This is a genomic window from Streptococcus sp. SN3 (genome assembly GCF_030439905.1).
Genome location: NZ_JAQFJF010000004.1, coordinates 103,339 through 121,304, shown reverse-complemented (window position 1 = coordinate 121,304; position 17,966 = coordinate 103,339). Strand labels below are relative to the sequence as shown.

The following is a 17,966-nucleotide window of genomic DNA, read 5'->3' as shown; positions in this document are numbered from 1 at the left end:
GCTCTGTCCTAAAGAATGAAAGAGGAAAAACATGGCCTTACCAACTATTGCCATTGTCGGCCGGCCTAATGTCGGCAAATCAACGCTTTTCAATCGGATTGCCGGTGAGCGGATTTCCATTGTGGAAGATGTCGAAGGGGTGACCCGCGACCGAATCTATGCGACAGCAAGCTGGCTCAACCGTAAGTTTAGTATTATTGACACGGGCGGAATTGACGATGTTGACGCGCCTTTTATGGAGCAAATCAAACACCAGGCTGAGATCGCTATGGACGAAGCAGATGTTATCGTTTTTGTCGTGTCTGGCAAGGAAGGTATTACAGATGCGGACGAGTATGTAGCTCGCATGCTTTACAAGACCCATAAGCCGATTATTTTAGCGGTCAACAAGGTGGACAACCCCGAAATGCGCAATGAGATTTTTGATTTCTATGCGTTGGGCTTGGGCGATCCATTCCCAGTTTCTTCAGTCCACGGGATTGGTACAGGGGATGTTCTTGACGCCATCGTTGAAAATCTGCCAAATGAAGAAGTCGCTGAAAATCCTGATATGATTAAGTTTAGTCTGATTGGCCGTCCTAATGTCGGTAAGTCTAGCTTGATCAATGCTATCTTGGGTGAGGAGCGTGTTATTGCCAGTCCTGTTGCTGGTACGACGCGTGACGCTATTGATACGGTCTTTACAGACAGTGAAGGTCAGGAGTTTACCATGATCGATACGGCTGGTATGCGCAAGTCAGGCAAGGTCTATGAAAACACAGAGAAGTACTCTGTCATGCGGGCTATGCGGGCCATTGATCGCTCAGATGTCGTTCTGATGGTGCTGAATGCCGAAGAAGGAATTCGTGAGTACGACAAGCGAATCGCTGGCTTTGCCCATGAAGCTGGAAAAGGAATGATCATCGTCGTCAATAAGTGGGATACGCTAGAAAAAGATAACCATACCATGAAAGACTGGGAAGCAGATATTCGTGACCAGTTCCAGTATCTGTCTTATGCACCGATTATCTTTGTCTCTGCCCTAACCAAGCAGCGTCTCCATAAGCTGCCGGACATGATTAAGAAAATCAGTCAGAGTCAGAATACTCGTATTCCGTCAGCGGTGCTCAATGATGTTATCATGGATGCCATCGCCATTAATCCGACACCGACTGACAAGGGCAAGCGTCTCAAGATTTTTTATGCGACTCAGGTAGCGACCAAACCGCCAACCTTTGTCATCTTTGTCAACGAAGAAGAACTCATGCATTTCTCTTACCTGCGTTTCTTGGAAAATCAAATCCGCAAGGCCTTTATTTTTGAAGGAACCCCGATTCACTTGATTGCAAGGAAGCGGAAATAGAGTTGTAAAACAGCAATTTGACAAACATACGTTTATATGTAAAAATGAAAGTAAGCATAAGAGCTTGCTTTTCTTTTTTTATGTCGAAAGTATGGTATAATGGTGAGATAAATGTAAGGTGGTAATTATGGCAAAATTAATTCCTGGTAAGATTCGGACAGAAGGAATTGCCCTGGTTGAAAACAATAAGGTAGTAATCCTTGAGGTCAGTGATTCTCTTTTATATGCTCGTGTAGATGAGTGTAATTTGCGCTATAGCTTGGATGATGATGTCATCTTTTGTTATTGCGACTTTTTCCAGAAGAAAAAATACTGTGCCCATCTGGCAGCCTTGGAGTATTATCTGAAAAATGCTCCATCTGGAAAAGATGTGCTAAAGAGTATGGAAGAAGAGGAGTTGACCAGTCAGGAGACCCAAGAGCTGGTTTCTTTTGGAAGCTTGTTCTTGGATAAAGTCTTGCCGGATAAATCCAATCAACAGGTTCGTTATGAGCTTTCGGCTACTGGTCAGGAGGATTCTTATACAGGGCAGTTTCTCTGGAGTCTCCGAATCAGTCGCTTGCCGGACGAGCGCTCTTATGTTGTCCGAGACGTTCTTTCCTTCCTTCGGACCTTGGAAAAGGGCGGGCATTATCAGATTGGTAAGAGTTACTATGAGGCTATTCATTTGGAAGATTTTGATGAAGCCAGTCAAGATTTGCTCGTTTTTCTGCAAGGACTAGTGTCTGACTATCAGGGGCAAGATTCTTCTTTGATTTTCCCAAATGCTGGGCGCAATCTTTTCTTCCCGGCTAGTATCTTTGAAGAGGGAGTTACCTTCCTGATGAATCTGTCTTCTTTCCGCTTAGAGTACAGCCTTTACGACTACAGTGAAGTCTTTTTCCAAGATTTACATGAAGAGGCAGAAGTTTATACTTTCCAAGTGGAAGAGCATGAAGAGCATTTTGAGCTAGTCATTGCTGAGAAGAATTATAAGATGCTTTATGATGGCCAGTTTATTTTTTATGGAGATACCTTCTACCAGCTAAATCCTCAGCAGATAAGACTAATTAAGGCTTTACGGGAGTTGCCTATAGAGCATGATCGGTTGAAGCGCCTGCAATTTGACTTGTCAGAAAGGACTAAGCTGGCTTCCAGTTTGTCTGAGTTTAAAAAGGTTGGTCGGGTAGAAGCACCTGAAAGTATGATGATTCATGACTTTACAGCCAAGTTTGACTTTGACATCGGTCCTGACAAGCGTCTGATTTTGGACACTGTCTTTGACTATGGAGACAGGAAAGTGACGACTCGCAAAGATTTGGAACGTCTGCCTTTTGCAGGTAATTTTGAGCATGAGCAGCAGGTATTTAAGCAAATGCTGCAGGCAGGTTTTGTGGCAGATTTTTACAGTCAGCGACCGCCTCTGAAGCCGGAAGAAATTTATCATTTCTTCTCAGAAGTCATTCCCAATTTTGAGGCTTTGGGCCGTGTCAGCATGACAGAAGAGTTAGAGGCACTGGCACAGACAGAAAGTCCAAGGATCTCTGTCAAGATGAAGGGCGGCCTCTTAGATGTTGGTTTCGATTTTGCTGGCATTGCGCAGTCAGAGATAGACGCAGTTCTTGATTCACTCTTTAAGGAGCAGGACTTCTTTATCAGTAAGTCCGGGCAAGTCTTGATTTTCGATGAAGAGACCAAGGAGATGAGTCGGACTTTGCAGCAGCTGCGGAGTAAGCGGACTAAAAATGGCTTCATTCAGACCAGCAGTCTAGCAGCTTACCAACTGGCAGAGTTTTTTAAGGGCAAGGATAAGGTACAGTTTTCAAAAGATGTGCAGCAGCTAGCCTTTGACCTGACTCACCCTGAGGAATTTCCTCTTCCCAAGCTGCAAGTCAAGGCTGACCTTCGGGATTACCAAGAGACGGGTGTCAAGTGGCTATCCATGCTTGATAAGTATGGATTCGGTGGCATCTTGGCTGACGATATGGGGCTAGGAAAGACCCTGCAGACGATTTCTTTTCTGAGTTCGCGTATAGATGACTCTAAGAAAGTCTTAATCTTGGCGCCATCCAGCCTGATTTACAACTGGAGCGATGAGTTTGCTAAATTTGCTCCGCATTTGGATGTGGCGGTGGTTTATGGTCTGAAAAATGTTCGTGATGAGCTGATTGCGGAGAAACATCAGATTACCATTACTAGCTATGCTTCTTTCAGGCAGGATGTGGAAGAATACAAGGATAACCACTTCCAGTATCTGATTTTGGATGAGGCTCAGGTGATGAAGAATGACCAGACCAAGATTGCCCAGTATTTGCGGGATTTTGAAGTGGAGCATACTTATGCTCTTTCTGGGACGCCGATTGAGAATAATCTGGGAGAACTTTGGTCTATTTTCCAGATTGTCATGCCAGGACTTTTGCCAAACAAAAAGGAATTTTTAAAACTGCCGGCTGAGAAAGTCGCTCGCTATATCAAACCATTTGTCATGCGGCGCAAGAAAGAAGATGTGCTGCAGGAATTGCCTGATTTGATTGAAGTTGCCTATCGCAATGAATTGGCAGATAGCCAGAAGACTATTTATCTGGCTCTGCTCAAACAAATGCAGGACAGAATTATCCATGCGACAGAAGATGAAATCAACCGCAGCAAGATAGAGATTCTGTCAGGTCTTATGCGCCTCCGTCAGATCTGTGATACTCCGAAGCTATTTATGGAAGATTACGAGGGCGAGAGCGGTAAGCTGGAAAGTTTGCGGGAATTACTTGAACAGATACAAGATGGTAATCGTCGTGTCCTCATATTTTCACAATTTCGTGGTATGCTGGATATTATCGAGAGTGAGCTGGACAAGATGGGCATGGAGTCCTTTAAGATTACAGGCTCTACTCCGGCTAAGGAGCGTCAGGACATGACAACAGCCTTCAATGACGGTCAGCGTTCAGCCTTTTTGATCTCCCTCAAGGCTGGAGGTGTCGGTCTCAATCTGACTGGTGCAGACACAGTCATCTTGGTCGACCTCTGGTGGAATCCAGCGGTTGAGGCTCAAGCCATCGGCCGTGCCCACCGTATCGGACAGGAGCGCAATGTCGAAGTCTATCGGATGATTACACGGGGAACGATTGAGGAGAAGATACAGGAGTTGCAGGAGAGCAAGCGCAATCTGGTTTCGACTATTCTTGACGGAGTAGAAGCCAAATCCAGTCTCTCTGTGGAGGAAATTCGAGAAATTCTGGGAATTTCGGCAGAATAGCTTGAAAAATAGCCTGAATAGTTTATAATAATGAAGGATTGAAAGGAAAAAGATATGACTGATAAACAATTTCCTCTGGTGTCAGATGATGAAATCATGCTGACGGAAATGCCGCATATGAATCTTTATGATGAACTGGATCTCATTAGCAACATTACCGGAGACTATACAGACCGTAATTATTTGGAATGGATGCCGATTGTGGACTCCAGCAGGCATGCTCCTATCGCTGCCAGTCAGGCTATCAGAAGACCGCTGCAAAAGCAGTCTGCTTTCAAGGATTTTAAAAAGCCGATTGATAAGAAAGATCCGGCCATTCGTTATGCTGAGCAGGCACGCGAGGAAGCTCGGGCAGATTTGAAAAAGAAGCGTTCAGCGTCTTATCTGACCAGCGACCTTCCGACTAAGGTCCGCAGCAGAAAGCTTCCAACAGCTTCTAATGCGGAAAGACCGAAGCCAACAGCCCCTTTTCAGAAGAATACATCGGGCGAATTTACGAAGTTTGGCGATAGGCTTCAGCAGGATAACTATATTTTGGCAGATATTCAGCCTGAGTATAGCAGCCCTCAGCCACAGGAGCCGGAAGAAAAGCCTAAGAAGAACAATTATGATTTTTTAAAAACTAGTCAGATCTATAATCAGGATAGGGCTAAGGAGGAGCAGTTGAAGCATTCCAAGGCTCAAGAGCTGAATTTGACAGGCTTGGACAGCGAATAAAGCTGGCTTGCTTGATCCTTTTCTGCCTGCATTTTCTGGTGTATAAAGGAAATTGCTGTTTGATTATGTAAATGTAAAATCTATCTGCATATAACATCCGTCATCGGTTGAAGAAGACCGATGCCAGAAGCTGGGACTTATTGATTGGTCCAGCTTCTTTGGTGTTTTGGTGGTGCCTAAAAGTTTGTAATTAAAGGAAATCCTTGCGGGCTGATTAGGGTCTGAGGAGATTTTCCTCTTTTGACTTGCTTTCATGGCCTTATATCATCTTAAGGAGTAATCATGACGAAAACCTATCATTTTATCGGGATTAAGGGCTCTGGTATGAGCGCTTTGGCTTTGATGCTGCACCAGATGGGCCATAAGGTTCAGGGCAGTGATGTTGATAAATATTATTTCACTCAGCGCGGTCTGGAGCAGGCTGGCATTTCCATCCTGCCTTTTGATGAAAAGAATATCCAGCCAGACTTCGAAATCATTGCCGGCAATGCCTTTCGTCCAGATAACAATGTAGAAATTGCCTATGCAGACGCAAACGGTATCAGCTATAAACGCTACCATGAGTTTTTAGGCAGCTTCATGCGTGACTTTGTTAGCTTGGGAGTGGCTGGTGCCCATGGGAAGACTTCTACAACGGGTATTCTTTCCCACGTTCTGTCTAATATCACGGATACTAGCTATCTGATTGGGGACGGTACAGGCCGTGGTTCTGCCAATGCCAAGTATTTTGTCTTTGAGTCAGACGAGTACGAGCGTCATTTCATGCCCTATCATCCGGAATATTCAATCATTACCAATATCGACTTTGACCATCCGGATTATTTCACGAGCCTAGAAGATGTCTTTAACGCTTTCAATGACTATGCCAAGCAGATTACCAAAGGGCTTTTCATTTATGGAGAAGATGAGCAGCTGCGCCGGATTACGTCCAAAGCTCCGATTTACTACTATGGCTTCAAGGAAGAGGGCAATGACTTTGTCGCTCACGACCTCTTGCGTTCTACCAGCGGTTCAGGATTTAAAGTTTCTTTCCGTGGGCAAGAGCTGGGTGAGTTCCAAATTCCAAGCTTTGGCCGCCACAACATTATGAATGCAACAGCAGTAATCGGTCTCTTGTATACTGCAGGTCTTGATTTGAATCTAGTTCGGGAGCACCTCAAGACCTTTGGTGGAGTTAAGCGCCGCTTTACTGAAAAGATTGTTAACGAAACAGTTATTATTGATGACTTTGCTCACCATCCGACGGAAATTATCGCAACCTTGGATGCAGCACGTCAGAAGTATCCAAGCAAGGAAATCGTGGCAATTTTCCAACCGCATACCTTCACTCGGACCATTGCTCTCTTGGACGAATTTGCGGAAGCTCTCAATCAGGCTGACTCAGTCTATCTAGCTCAGATTTACGGATCTGCGCGTGAGGTGGACAAGGGTGATGTTAAGGTAGAAGATCTGGCTGAAAAGATTGTGAAACGGGCCAAGGTCATTGATGTGGATAATGTTTCCCCACTTCTTGACCACGATAATGCCGTTTATGTCTTTATGGGAGCTGGTGACATCCAGACCTATGAATATTCCTTTGAACGTCTCTTGTCCAATCTGACCAGCAACGTTCAGTAGGAGGAGACTTGATGGAAGCACCGATTCGAATCAGGCAGGCCGACTTGAGTGACTGGGAAGAAATTCTTGCAATTCAGCAGCTGAATTTTCCAGCAGCAGAAGCGGCCGGTGCAGAAGTTCTCAAAGAGCGGATTGAGCAGATTCCAGATACTTTTTTGCTAGCAGAGCTGCATGGTCAGCTGGCGGGCTATATTGTTGGACCAGCTATTCAGGCGCGATATCTGACAGATGATCTCTTTAACAAGGTGGGTGCTAATTCTCCAGAAGGTGGCTTTATTGCCGTCCAAAGTCTGTCCGTCCATCCGGATTTTCAGAGGCAGGGGGTCGGAACCTTGTTGCTTGCAGCTCTCAAGGAGATAGCTGTTCAGCAAAATCGAAAGGGCATTAGCCTTACCTGTCATGATGAGCTGATACCTTATTATGAGATGAATGGTTTCGTCCACGAAGGGATTTCTGACTCAACTCATGGTGGAGCTGTCTGGTCTGATATGGTGTGGGAAAATCCCAATTTTAAGGAGAAGTGATGATTATCCGTCAAGCTCAAATGGCTGACTTAGATGCCATTTATGCTATCGAATTGGAAAATTTCAGTCCAGAAGAGGCTGTTAGCCGAGAAAGCCTAGCAGCACATATCCAAACCCTATCTTCGACTTTTTTGGTGGCAGAAAAGGACGGTAAGATTTTGGGCTATCTGGAGGGACCTGTCCGTCCAGAACGTTATTTAAAGGATATTTCCTTTACAGAGGAGATTGAAGATTATGGCCATCTGGAGGGTGGCTTTATCTCTCTGACCAGCCTTTCTATCTCGAAGGATGCTCAGGGGATGGGAGTCGGTCGCAAGCTACTGGAAGCTATGAAAGAAATTGCTATAGCAGATAAACGCCAAGGTATCAATCTGACTTGCCACGACTACCTCACCGCTTACTACGAGAAGCATGCCTTTGTAAATGAAGGTTTGTCACAATCAACTTACGCAGGCGCTACTTGGTTTGATATGGTCTGGGAAAATCCTAGTCTCAAACTGCAAAAAAAACAATAATAAGCTAGAAAATCCTACTCTTATTGCATTTATCTGACTTTTAAGATATAATGTTAGGGATTATGATGAAGGAGGTCAAATTTTTGACTGAAAAATCACAAGACAAAGAGAAGAATCTGAGCTTTAAAGAGCAGATTTTGAAAGATTTAGCTGGAGAAAAGGAAGAACAAACTCCCTCTTCAACTAGCCAGTCAGAAGCGGACTCTGCTTCTGCAAAAGAAACAGCAGCTGCGGACGACTTTGAAGCTAGACCGGCTTCGGTAGATGTTTCCTACAAGGTTGCAGAGAATGAAAAGGCTCATCCTCAGGTCTATGGCCGATTGGATGAGGAAGATAAGAAGCCCAATGAGGTCCTATCTCGGGCTAATCGGGCCAACAACACGGTCAAGAAAAAACGTCAAAACACCTTAGCCCGCAGGATTATGACAACGGTTCTGCTGATTGTCCTACTGGGACTTGTGGTTACAGGAGTTGTCGGCTATACTTATGTATCTTCAGCTCTTAAACCTGTTGATGCAAACGCAACAGAATATGTGACGGTTGAAGTACCAGAAGGTTCAAGCTCTAAGCAGATTGGAGAAATCCTTGAGAAAAAGGGGCTGATTAAAAATGCCCAAGTTTTTAGTCTGTATTCCAAGATTAAAAGCTTTAACAATTACCAGTCTGGCTATTACAATCTCCAGAAGAGTATGGATCTAGATACCATTGCTCGGCAGCTTCAGGAAGGTGGAACGGATACGCCACAACCACCAGTTGTTGGTAAGGTTACTATTCCTGAAGGCTATACGCTGGAGCAGATTGCAGAGGCTGTGACGGTTAATGCAGCTGCAACTTCTAAGAAGACTAGTAAGACACCTTTTAGTAAGGACGATTTCCTAGCTAAGGCGCAGGATGAAGCTTTCATTTCCAAGATGGCGGCTAAATATCCACAGCTGCTGGGCACATTGCCAAGCAAGGACAGCGGAGTCAAGTATCGCTTAGAAGGTTACCTCTTCCCTGCCACTTATAACTATGGTGAGGATGCGGATCTGGAAAGCTTGATTGATCAAATGTTGGGCGCAATGAATACCAATCTGTCTTCTTATTACTCTACTATCGAAGCGAAGAACCTAACGGTTAATGAAGTTCTGACTCTTGCTTCTCTAGTGGAAAAAGAAGGTTCAACAGACCAGGACCGCAAAGATATTGCCAGCGTATTTTACAACCGTCTCAATCAAGCGATGCCGCTTCAGAGTAATATCGCTATCCTTTATGCTCAAGGCAAGCTAGGAAAGAAAACGACTCTGAAAGAGGACGCTGAAATTGATACCAATATCGATTCGCCTTTCAATGTCTATAAAAAAGAAGGGCTTATGCCTGGACCAGTTGATAGTCCGAGCCTATCTGCTCTGGATGCTACCATTAATCCAAGTAAGACGGACTACCTCTACTTTGTGGCAAATGTTGAAACAGGCGCTGTTTACTTCGCCAATACTTATGAGGAACACGCCAAAAATGTTGAGGAGCATGTCAACAGCAAGCTCACTCAATCCAGCAGCAGTTCTAATTAGACTGCTATCATTGCAGACGAGAGAAAGCTAGTGCATTTAGTTCTAGCTTTCTCGGTCCTGCTATATAAAAAAGGGACTGATACAGACTTGTCTCAGCCTCTTGTTTTAGTTTAAAAATAAAAGAAAATAAAAGAAAAGAGAAAAAATGGCTGAAAAAACTTATCCTATGACCCTAGAGGAAAAGGAAAAACTAGAAAAAGAATTAGAAGAATTGAAATTGGTGCGTCGTCCAGAAGTGGTAGAACGTATTAAGATTGCCCGCTCATACGGCGATTTGTCAGAAAACAGTGAATACGAAGCTGCTAAGGACGAGCAGGCTTTTGTGGAAGGACAGATTTCTAGTCTGGAAACCAAGATCCGCTACGCTGAGATTGTAAACAGTGACGCTGTAGCCAAGGACGAGGTAGCTATCGGCAAAACAGTTACCATCCAAGAAGTAGGCGAAAGCGAAGAGGAAGTTTACATTATCGTTGGTTCTGCTGGTGCAGATGCTTTCGCAGGCAAGGTATCCAATGAAAGCCCGATTGGACAAGCTTTGATTGGCAAGAAAACAGGTGATACTGCAACAGTCGAAACACCAGTTGGCAGCTACGACGTTAAAATTCTCAAGGTTGAAAAAACCGTTTAATCGATACCAAAAGGAACTGGCTAGAAGACTGGTTCTTTTTTCGTTTCTTTTAAGACAGAGAGTGTAGGCTAGATAAGAAGAGCAGGGGAAAAATAGAGAAAAGACAGATGGTTATGCTATAATGAGAATAAGCTAGAAAAGTAGGAGAACTGTATGCAAGAGCAAGATATTTATGGGAAATACGGCGTCTATCTGCCCAAGATTTTAGATGATCTTAGTCAGCGTATTCAAGAGGCTAATGATCGAGTCAAGCAGGAAACAGGGCAGAAGCTTTTTGAGCATTTTAATGCACGGGTCAAGCAGGCAGCCAGTATGGAAGAGAAATGTCAACGCAAGAATCTGCCTAGGACGCCAGAGTCAGCCCTAAAAGAAATTCGTGATGCGATTGGGATTCGGATTGTTTGCGGTTTTATCGAGGACATCTATCAGACTATTGAGGTGCTTCGTCAGCTGGAGGGCTGTGAGATTGTTCTGGAAAAGGACTATATCCGAGCTGCCAAGCCCAATGGGTATCGCTCCTACCACTTGATATTAGAGGTGGAGACTCCTTATGAGGATTGTCATGGTCAAAATCCCGGCCGCTATTTTGTAGAAATCCAACTTCGGACCATTGCCATGGACTCTTGGGCCAGCTTAGAGCATCAGATGAAGTACAAGCACGAGATAAAAGACAGCAAGCGGATTGTTCGTGAGCTGAAACGCTGTGCAGATGAGCTGGCGTCCTGTGATGTGACCATGCAGACCATCCGCAATTTGATTCGAGAAAGTGAGTGAGATGATGAAGATTTTATTAGCTGAAGATGAGCAGCAGCTGTCTCGTGTCTTGGAAACAGCGATGACCCATGAAGGCTATCAGGTTGATACAGCCTTTGATGGGCAGGAGGCTGTGGACTTGGCCAAGGAAAATGCCTATGATTTGATGATTCTGGATATCATGATGCCGGTCAAGACAGGCATTGAAGCGCTGAAAGAAATCCGCCAAACCGGCAATACGACCCACGTCATCATGCTGACAGCTATGTCAGAGGTGGATGACAAGGTCACAGGGTTGGATGCCGGTGCAGATGATTATCTGACCAAGCCCTTCTCTCTGAAAGAGCTTCTGGCTCGCCTGCGCTCTATGTCCAGACGGGTAGCGACGTTCACCCCCAATTTGCTGCAGATTGGCCAAACCAGCCTCAATGTCGGAGAACATGAGCTCATTAGCTCCAATTCTATTCGCTTAGCTGGTAAGGAATCTAAAATGATGGAATTTCTCATGCTTAATGCCCAGAAGAGTCTTTCTACTCAGGAAATCTTCCGTCATGTTTGGGCTAATGACGAGGATGAGGATTTGGACGAAGGCTTCGTCTGGATTTATATTTCCTATTTGCGTCAGAAGCTGAAGGCTATTCATGCTGATCTTGCTATCTTGGGTGAGGAAGGCGGTAGTTTCACTCTGGTGCCGCTGGAAGGAGATAGCTATGTTTCGGAAGCTTAAAATTCGGTTCATTCTGCTGGCTTCGGCGGCTATTGTCTGTATTTTGCTGACCATGATTGCTGTCTTAAACTCCGTTCGCTTTCTGCAGACCAACGGAGAAATCCAAGCCGTTCTCAATATTCTATCTGCCAATAATGGAGATTTTCCCAGCGTAGAAGAAACAGCAGAGAGCTTGCAAAACGACCGTATCACCATTGATACCATCTACCAATACCGCTATTTCAGTGTGGTCTATAAGGAAGACAAAACACTTTACTCCACCAACTTAGACCATCTTTCCAATCTATCTAAGGAGCAGGCGCTTAGCTACGCTAACAAAGTGATTAAGGACAGTCGTAGCAGTGGAGTTTTTAAGGTAGGCAGTCAATTTTATTCTTACCAGATAACGCAGGATTCCAAGACCAAGCGCTATTTACTGGTGGTCTTAGATTCGACCAATTATCTCGAAAGCCGCAATGACTTTTTCTGGCTGTCTATCCAGTTGTGCTTCTATAGCTTTATTTTCTTTGTCTTGGTCGTGTCTGGATTTTCCAACTTTGCCATCCGTCCCTATATCAAAAACTATGAAAATCAGAAGCGTTTTATTACTAATGCGGGACATGAACTGAAGACGCCATTGGCAATCATTTCAGCCAATACGGAGCTGCAAGAGCTGATGACTGGCGAAAATGAATGGACAGAAAGCACCAAGGACCAGGTCAAGCGCCTCAGTAATCTAATCAATCAAATGGTCGTTCTGGCCCGTCTGGAAGAGCAGCCAGATGTTACCTTGGTGGATGTGAATTTTTCAGAAGTTGTCAAAAAAGTGGCTGGGAACTTCAAGTCTGTCATTGAGAAGGCAGGCAAGAAGTACGAGATCAAGCTGCAGGAAGACATCCATGTCAAGGCAACTGAAGATGAACTTTATGAATTGGTTAGTATCTTGATTGACAATGCCTGCAAGTATTGTGACGAAGATGGGCAAATTTTTGTCACTCTGACCAAGGCCAAGCGCGGGAAACGAGCCCGTTTGACGGTAGCCAATAGCTATGCGGACGGTAAAAATGTTGATTACAGTCGTTTCTTTGACCGTTTCTATCGCGAAGACGAATCGCACAATCAGAAGCAGCCTGGCTACGGGATTGGCCTATCCATGGCAGAAAGTCTGGTTCGGATTTTCAAGGGCAGGATTTGGGTTTCGTATAAGAAAGGCTTGATTGGCTTTACCGTTTTACTGTGATAGAGTTACCTCGTTCATCAGTTATTGCTTTGTTTGCTGAACTTTTTGCATCAGTTACGCTGATTCTTACTCGAGATCGAGATTAAAAAAATTCTTCTAGTATTAGCTAGAAGAATTTTTCTTTATCTTGACCGTTGCTTACCAGCATTGCGGTTCTTTTTCTTTTTGTTCTTTTGCTCAATACCCGGCTGGGCTTTTGGAGTGACATCTTTAGCCCGGCTAGCTTTTTTCAAGCCTTTAGGAGGATTTTTTTCAAATTCCTCTGCTACCTGTTTTCTCAGGCGAGGTCGAATGATGTAGTTGATGATAAATTGCTGGATGATTTGGATAAATCCACCGACTACCCAGTAGAGAGTAACTGCGGCAGGAGAGAGGAACGAGAAACCAACAATCATAATAGGACTCATATAAGAAGCCTGTTTCATGCTGTTTCTTTGAGTTTCATCTTCGATACCATGCAGAGAGAGCACCGACTGGATATAGTAGAGGATACCGACAATGGCAGTCAAAGCCAAGTCGCTTTTGGCTAGGTCTTTAATCCAGAGGAAAGAACTGCCTGCAACCCCTTGAGTATACTGGGCTGCAAAGAAGAGGGCTGAGAAGAAAGGCATTTGGATGAGCAGAGGCAGACAGCCTATACCGCCAAACATGCTGAGTCCATTTTCTTTTTGGGCAGCCATCAGTTCTTGCTGAGCCTGCATCTTCTCTTCCTGAGTTTCAGCATTTTTGATTCGCTCTTGGATTGGGGCAAAAATTGGCTTAAAGTAGTTCATCTTTTCAGACTGAAGCGTTGCCTTCCAAGACTGATAGATTCCCAGCGGCAGAATGATAATCCGCACGATGAGCGTAACAATGATAATCGCCAGACCATAACCCAGACCTGAATTCTTGGCAAAGAATTGGATACCATCCGCCATAGGCTGACCAATCACGTCCCAGATCAGACCAGAAGGATTACCGGCCTTGTCGCGGCCTACACAGCCAGACAGGAAAAGAAGCGCAGCCAGTCCCATACCGGAGAATAAAAAGCGTTTGAAATGTTTCACGAGTTCATATCCTTTGTTTCTAAAAAATAATACCTATCTATTCTACTGTTTTTTTGCAAAATATACAATAGTTCTGCAGACCTAATTTGAAATTTTAAAGTCAGGATAGGAGTCGAAATTAGCCATAGTCACATCCAAATAGCTGACCTTAGAAAAAGGGGTCGGTCCCTTGCGGATTTCTTGGATAAATTTGGCCATCAGAGCTGGGTCATCAGCCTGAGCCAGAATGCCAACAGTACCGTCGTCGTTGTTCCAGACCCTGCCGGTAATACCTCCGATTTCCAGCGCTAGAGAATAAACTCCCCAGCGGAATCCGACCCCTTGTACTCGTCCTTGGGCTATCATTTTTACTTTCTGCATGGCATCCTCCTTTAGTGAGCGGACCGAGGGGATTTAAGCCCTCAGTATGAGTGCAAGTCTGCTAAATTGTGGTATAATGTTCTTATGAATATTATAACCTCAAAAGCCAATAATGTGGTAAAAAAAGCTAAAAAACTTCATCACAAAAAATACCGCAAGGATTCTTATTTGATCGAAGGCTGGCATTTATTTGAGGAAGCTGTCAGCAGCGGGGCAGAGCTGATTCGGATTTTTGCTTTAGCGGAATACGCAGAGCGATTAGCTGATTTTTCTCAGGTGATCTTTGTCAGTCCGGAGATTTTAGCAGATTTGGCTGATAGTAAGACGCCGCAGGGGATTGTCGCGGAAGTGGCTTTTGAAAGGGAAGAGATACCGGCGGAGTTAAGTGGACGTTATCTTTTCTTGGAGGACGTTCAGGATCCAGGTAATGTCGGCACCATCATTCGGACTGCGGATGCAGCTGGTTTTGACGGGGTTTTCATCTCTCGTTTGTCAGCAGATATCTATAACCTAAAAACGCTGCGCTCTATGCAGGGGAGCCATTTTCATCTGCCTGTTTATCGGATAGATACAGCTGATTTTATTAGGCTGGCTCAGTCTTCCAGTCTGCCAATTTTAGCTTCAACCTTGTCGTCAACATCTATCGATTACAGAGAGGTAGACAGCAAAGAGAGCTTTGCCCTAGTTATGGGCAATGAAGGGCAGGGGATTAGTCCAGAAATGACGGCAGCAGCTGATATTCTGGTCCATATTTCCATGAAGGGGCAGGCAGAAAGTCTCAATGTTGCTGTCGCTGCTGGTATTTTAATCTTTCATTTAAGCTAAAAATCAGAAAAAGAGATATAATAGTTGGCAAGGGAGGTGATTCTATGCCTTACAAAAAGGACGAGGAGTTTATGGCCTATGTTGGGCACTTGATTGAAAAGCCCAGTGTGCAGCGCCTGAAAGAAATTCCCCATCATATTCATTCCAATAGACTTGAACATTCCATCAATGTAAGTTATACTAGTTACAGAATTGCCAAAAAATTTGGCTGGAATGCCCGCAGCACGGCACGCGGTGCCCTACTTCATGACTTATTCTACTATGATTGGCGTGTAACCAAGTTTAAGAAGAGTCATGCTTGGGTTCATCCGAGGCTGGCAGTTCGCAATGCTCGTAAGATTACCAAGCTTAATAAAGTCGAAGAGGACATTATCGTCAAGCATATGTGGGGCCTGACTTTGGCACCGCCTCGCTACAAAGAATCATTCGTTGTGACGATGGTGGACAAGTATTGGGCCGTCAAAGAAGCGACGGCACCTTGGAGACGCAAGGGCAGTAATCGCAAGCTCTTTCATCGAAAGATGCTGAAACCGTAAATGTTTTATTATAAAAGGAGTAACTATGAACCATTCTATTATTCAAGATCAATCAGATATTAATTCTTTCTATGCCAAGATTTATTCTATCGTTGGTGTCGGTATTGGAATCTCAGCAATCGTGTCTCTCTTGATGCTATTTGTCTTTCAAGATGCTATTTATACTATTTTGACAAGATCTGTCTGGATCTATTATGCAGCTATTGCAGTTGAGTTTATCCTTGTGTTGGTAGCATCTGGAACTGCTCGGAGCAATAGCCCAGCGGCGTTGCCTATGTTTTTAGCTTATTCAGCCATCAATGGTTTTACCTTAAGTATTATTATGGCGCTGTATCTTCAGTCAGAGGTTCTCTTAGCCTTTCTGACAACGACCGTTATGTTCTTTGCTATGGGCTTCATCGGCAAGGTGACCAAGAAGGATCTTTCTGGAATGGGCAGAGCTTGTATGGCTGGTTTGATTGGTATTATTGCTGCTAGCTTCCTTAATATCTTCTTGAGAAGCAGTGGCTTGGACTTTATTGTAAGTATCGTTGGTGTCATTATTTTCTCAGGACTTATCGCTTGGGACAATCAGAAGATCCGCTATGTTTATGAGCAGACCAATGGCAATCCAGGGAATGGCTGGGCAATTTCTCTGGCTCTGCATCTATATCTGGACTTCATTAATCTCTTCCTCAGCTTGCTGCGTATTTTTGGAAGAAACAAATAATTAGGCTAAATAAGACTAAAGCATTGGGCGCTTGCCCAGTGCTTTTTGTTTCTCCTATGGATTTATGGTATAATAAAGCCAGCAAATAGAAAGCGAGAATAGTATGAAAACTCCTTTTGTCAGTCGTGAAAAGTTAGCTGAGATTACGGATCAGTTTCCAACACCTTTCCATCTTTATGATGAGAAGGGGATTCGGGAAAGAGCGCGTGCCCTGCATGAGGCCTTTTCTTGGAATCCAGGTTTTAAAGAATATTTTGCCGTCAAGGCCACTCCCAATCCTGCTATTTTAAAAATCCTCAAAGAAGAAGGCTGTGGGGTGGATTGTGCCAGCTATGTTGAGCTGCTCATGAGCCAAAAGCTGGGCTTTGCTGGACAGGATATTATGTTTTCGTCCAATAACACACCAGCTGAGGAATTTCAGTTTGCGCGTGACCTTGGAGCGACTATCAATCTGGATGCCTATGAAGATGTTGCTTTTTTGAAGGAGTCAGCGGGTATTCCAAAGATTATTTCCTGCCGTTACAACCCTGGCGGTGTCTTTGAGCTGGGAACCAGCATCATGGATAATCCAGAAGAAGCCAAGTTTGGTATGACCAAGGACCAGCTGATTCAAGCTTTCAAAGAGCTCAAGGAGTTGGGAGCTGAGAAATTTGGGATTCATGCCTTCTTGGCCTCAAATACTGTCATCAATGACTACTATCCTGAACTGGCCCGTCAGCTTTTTGAACTGGCTGTGGAAGTAGTTGCTGAGACAGGAGTTGAGCTGGACTTTATCAATCTATCTGGCGGTGTCGGCATTAATTATCAGCCTGAAGGTGAGGAAAATGACATTGCGGTCATCGGTCAAGGAGTTCGTCAGGCCTATGAAGCTATTCTAACTCCGGCTGGCCTAGGACAGGTCAAGATTTATACGGAGCTGGGCCGCTTTATGCTGGCGCCTTATGGCCTTCTGGTCACCAAGGTTACCCATAAGAAGCAGACATACAGAACCTATCTGGGAGTGGACGCCTCAGCGGTCAATCTGCTGCGTCCGGCTATGTATGGCTCTTATCACCACATTACCAATATGGTTCGACCTGAGGGTGAGACAGAGATTGTGGATGTTGTCGGCAGCCTCTGTGAGAATAACGACAAATTTGCTATTAATCGCGCGCTGCCCGTCAGCCAAATTGGGGATACACTAGTGATTCACGATACAGGTGCGCATGGTTTCTCTATGGGTTATCAGTACAATGCCAAGCTCCGTTCCAGCGAAATTCTCTTGGAGCAAGATGGCAATGTTCGCATGATTCGCAGAGCCGAAAAACCAGAAGATTATTTTGCGACACTGTATGGCTTTGATTTTGAAAAATAGAGAAAATTTGATATAATGAAGAGCAATGTAAAAATGGAAATAGAGGAGTTCTTGATATGAATGTATTTTTAGAGATTATCTTGATTTTAGCGGCATTTGCTGGAGGCGTGATCTTGGGTATGTATCTGCTTCGTCGGCAAGTTGAGAAAGAATTTGCAGAAAATCCGCGTCTGAATGTAGAAGCAGTTCGGACCTTGCTTAGCGCTAGCGGACAACGGCCAAATGAAGCGAAAGTACAGCAAGTTTACCGTCAAATTATCAGCCAGCAGAAAGCTGCGCTTGCTAAGAGCAAAAAGAAAAAATAATTTTCTAGAG

General features: G+C 44.4%; 18 protein-coding genes. 16 read left to right on the top strand and 2 right to left on the bottom strand.

The genetic code is table 11. From position 1 onward, the window contains the following. Window positions 1-31: 31 nt before the first annotated feature. From der to PCY71_RS09820, 11 genes are all read left to right on the top strand, one after another. Complete coding sequence (gene der, locus PCY71_RS09870) at window positions 32-1,342, top strand: ribosome biogenesis GTPase Der (RefSeq protein WP_048772932.1); 1,311 nt, start codon at window positions 32-34, stop codon at window positions 1,340-1,342. A gap of 127 nt (window positions 1,343-1,469) precedes the next feature. Then, entirely contained in the window at window positions 1,470-4,571 is a 3,102-nt protein-coding gene (locus PCY71_RS09865; protein ID WP_048772934.1) for a DEAD/DEAH box helicase, read from the top strand. Window positions 4,572-4,625: 54 nt separating this feature from the next. After that, on the top strand, window positions 4,626-5,288 hold the full coding sequence (locus tag PCY71_RS09860) for a hypothetical protein (RefSeq protein WP_002909065.1): 663 nt from the start codon (window positions 4,626-4,628) through the stop codon (window positions 5,286-5,288). A 282-nt stretch (window positions 5,289-5,570) separates the two neighbouring features. Further along, window positions 5,571-6,905, top strand: a complete 1,335-nt coding sequence (murC, locus tag PCY71_RS09855) for a UDP-N-acetylmuramate--L-alanine ligase (protein WP_002909068.1) — start codon at window positions 5,571-5,573, stop codon at window positions 6,903-6,905. Window positions 6,906-6,916: 11 nt separating this feature from the next. Continuing rightward, window positions 6,917-7,429, top strand: coding sequence for a GNAT family N-acetyltransferase (locus PCY71_RS09850; RefSeq protein ID WP_002909071.1), 513 nt, complete (start codon window positions 6,917-6,919; stop codon window positions 7,427-7,429). Beyond that, window positions 7,429-7,944 carry a GNAT family N-acetyltransferase gene (locus PCY71_RS09845; protein ID WP_048772938.1) on the top strand — a complete coding sequence of 172 codons (516 nt, stop codon included), beginning with the start codon at window positions 7,429-7,431 and terminating at the stop codon, window positions 7,942-7,944. Before PCY71_RS09850 ends, PCY71_RS09845 begins: the two co-directional genes overlap by 1 nt. A gap of 50 nt (window positions 7,945-7,994) precedes the next feature. Beyond that, window positions 7,995-9,494 (top strand): endolytic transglycosylase MltG, encoded by a 1,500-nt coding sequence (mltG, locus tag PCY71_RS09840; RefSeq protein WP_002909073.1) that lies wholly within the window; start codon window positions 7,995-7,997, stop codon window positions 9,492-9,494. A gap of 145 nt (window positions 9,495-9,639) precedes the next feature. After that, window positions 9,640-10,122 carry a transcription elongation factor GreA gene (gene greA, locus PCY71_RS09835; RefSeq protein ID WP_002894584.1) on the top strand — a complete coding sequence of 161 codons (483 nt, stop codon included), beginning with the start codon at window positions 9,640-9,642 and terminating at the stop codon, window positions 10,120-10,122. Between the two features lie 153 nt (window positions 10,123-10,275). Continuing rightward, window positions 10,276-10,896: a GTP pyrophosphokinase family protein gene (locus PCY71_RS09830; protein WP_002909074.1), complete on the top strand. Its 621-nt coding sequence runs from the start codon at window positions 10,276-10,278 to the stop codon at window positions 10,894-10,896. Between the two features lie 4 nt (window positions 10,897-10,900). Further along, window positions 10,901-11,602, top strand: a complete 702-nt coding sequence (locus PCY71_RS09825; RefSeq protein WP_032913455.1) for a response regulator transcription factor — start codon at window positions 10,901-10,903, stop codon at window positions 11,600-11,602. Continuing rightward, window positions 11,586-12,821 (top strand): cell wall metabolism sensor histidine kinase WalK, encoded by a 1,236-nt coding sequence (locus PCY71_RS09820; protein ID WP_002913140.1) that lies wholly within the window; start codon window positions 11,586-11,588, stop codon window positions 12,819-12,821. Before PCY71_RS09825 ends, PCY71_RS09820 begins: the two co-directional genes overlap by 17 nt. A 122-nt stretch (window positions 12,822-12,943) precedes the next feature. On the opposite strand, the gene yidC is transcribed toward PCY71_RS09820, so the two are convergent. Together yidC and PCY71_RS09810 are read right to left on the bottom strand one after the other, a co-directional pair. After that, entirely contained in the window at window positions 12,944-13,867 is a 924-nt protein-coding gene (gene yidC, locus PCY71_RS09815; protein WP_048772942.1) for a membrane protein insertase YidC, read from the bottom strand. A gap of 81 nt (window positions 13,868-13,948) precedes the next feature. Next, a complete protein-coding gene (locus PCY71_RS09810) occupies window positions 13,949-14,227 on the bottom strand; it encodes an acylphosphatase (protein WP_002897016.1) in 279 nt (92 codons plus the stop codon). An 84-nt stretch (window positions 14,228-14,311) separates the two neighbouring features. On the opposite strand from PCY71_RS09810, the gene PCY71_RS09805 reads away from it, so the two are divergent. From PCY71_RS09805 to PCY71_RS09785, 5 genes are all read left to right on the top strand, one after another. Continuing rightward, entirely contained in the window at window positions 14,312-15,052 is a 741-nt protein-coding gene (locus PCY71_RS09805) for an RNA methyltransferase (RefSeq protein WP_048772947.1), read from the top strand. 44 nt (window positions 15,053-15,096) lie between these two features. Next, a complete protein-coding gene (locus PCY71_RS09800; protein ID WP_002899728.1) occupies window positions 15,097-15,588 on the top strand; it encodes an HD domain-containing protein in 492 nt (163 codons plus the stop codon). Between the two features lie 25 nt (window positions 15,589-15,613). Then, a complete protein-coding gene (locus PCY71_RS09795; protein ID WP_004190568.1) occupies window positions 15,614-16,297 on the top strand; it encodes a Bax inhibitor-1/YccA family protein in 684 nt (227 codons plus the stop codon). A 103-nt stretch (window positions 16,298-16,400) separates the two neighbouring features. Continuing rightward, window positions 16,401-17,651: a diaminopimelate decarboxylase gene (locus tag PCY71_RS09790; protein ID WP_048772955.1), complete on the top strand. Its 1,251-nt coding sequence runs from the start codon at window positions 16,401-16,403 to the stop codon at window positions 17,649-17,651. Between the two features lie 56 nt (window positions 17,652-17,707). Further along, the gene (locus tag PCY71_RS09785) at window positions 17,708-17,956 is read left to right on the top strand and encodes a YneF family protein (RefSeq protein ID WP_002918462.1); all 249 of its coding nucleotides are present in this window, start codon (window positions 17,708-17,710) and stop codon (window positions 17,954-17,956) included. Window positions 17,957-17,966: the final 10 nt, after the last annotated feature.

Excerpts from the sequence above, each read along its gene's own strand:
- greA (WP_002894584.1), top strand. The coding sequence starts at position 9,640 with ATGGCTGAAAAAACTTATCCTATGACCCTAGAGGAAAAGGAAAAACTA.
- PCY71_RS09790 (WP_048772955.1), top strand. The coding sequence starts at position 16,401 with ATGAAAACTCCTTTTGTCAGTCGTGAAAAGTTAGCTGAGATTACGGAT.
- PCY71_RS09865 (WP_048772934.1), top strand. The coding sequence starts at position 1,470 with ATGGCAAAATTAATTCCTGGTAAGATTCGGACAGAAGGAATTGCCCTG.
- mltG (WP_002909073.1), top strand. The coding sequence starts at position 7,995 with ATGTTAGGGATTATGATGAAGGAGGTCAAATTTTTGACTGAAAAATCA.
- PCY71_RS09820 (WP_002913140.1), top strand. The coding sequence starts at position 11,586 with ATGTTTCGGAAGCTTAAAATTCGGTTCATTCTGCTGGCTTCGGCGGCT.
- PCY71_RS09860 (WP_002909065.1), top strand. The coding sequence starts at position 4,626 with ATGACTGATAAACAATTTCCTCTGGTGTCAGATGATGAAATCATGCTG.
- der (WP_048772932.1), top strand. The coding sequence starts at position 32 with ATGGCCTTACCAACTATTGCCATTGTCGGCCGGCCTAATGTCGGCAAA.
- PCY71_RS09805 (WP_048772947.1), top strand. The coding sequence starts at position 14,312 with ATGAATATTATAACCTCAAAAGCCAATAATGTGGTAAAAAAAGCTAAA.
- PCY71_RS09800 (WP_002899728.1), top strand. The coding sequence starts at position 15,097 with ATGCCTTACAAAAAGGACGAGGAGTTTATGGCCTATGTTGGGCACTTG.
- PCY71_RS09785 (WP_002918462.1), top strand. The coding sequence starts at position 17,708 with ATGAATGTATTTTTAGAGATTATCTTGATTTTAGCGGCATTTGCTGGA.
- PCY71_RS09845 (WP_048772938.1), top strand. The coding sequence starts at position 7,429 with ATGATTATCCGTCAAGCTCAAATGGCTGACTTAGATGCCATTTATGCT.
- PCY71_RS09850 (WP_002909071.1), top strand. The coding sequence starts at position 6,917 with ATGGAAGCACCGATTCGAATCAGGCAGGCCGACTTGAGTGACTGGGAA.
- murC (WP_002909068.1), top strand. The coding sequence starts at position 5,571 with ATGACGAAAACCTATCATTTTATCGGGATTAAGGGCTCTGGTATGAGC.
- PCY71_RS09830 (WP_002909074.1), top strand. The coding sequence starts at position 10,276 with ATGCAAGAGCAAGATATTTATGGGAAATACGGCGTCTATCTGCCCAAG.
- PCY71_RS09810 (WP_002897016.1), bottom strand. The coding sequence starts at position 14,227 with ATGCAGAAAGTAAAAATGATAGCCCAAGGACGAGTACAAGGGGTCGGA.
- PCY71_RS09795 (WP_004190568.1), top strand. The coding sequence starts at position 15,614 with ATGAACCATTCTATTATTCAAGATCAATCAGATATTAATTCTTTCTAT.
- PCY71_RS09825 (WP_032913455.1), top strand. The coding sequence starts at position 10,901 with ATGAAGATTTTATTAGCTGAAGATGAGCAGCAGCTGTCTCGTGTCTTG.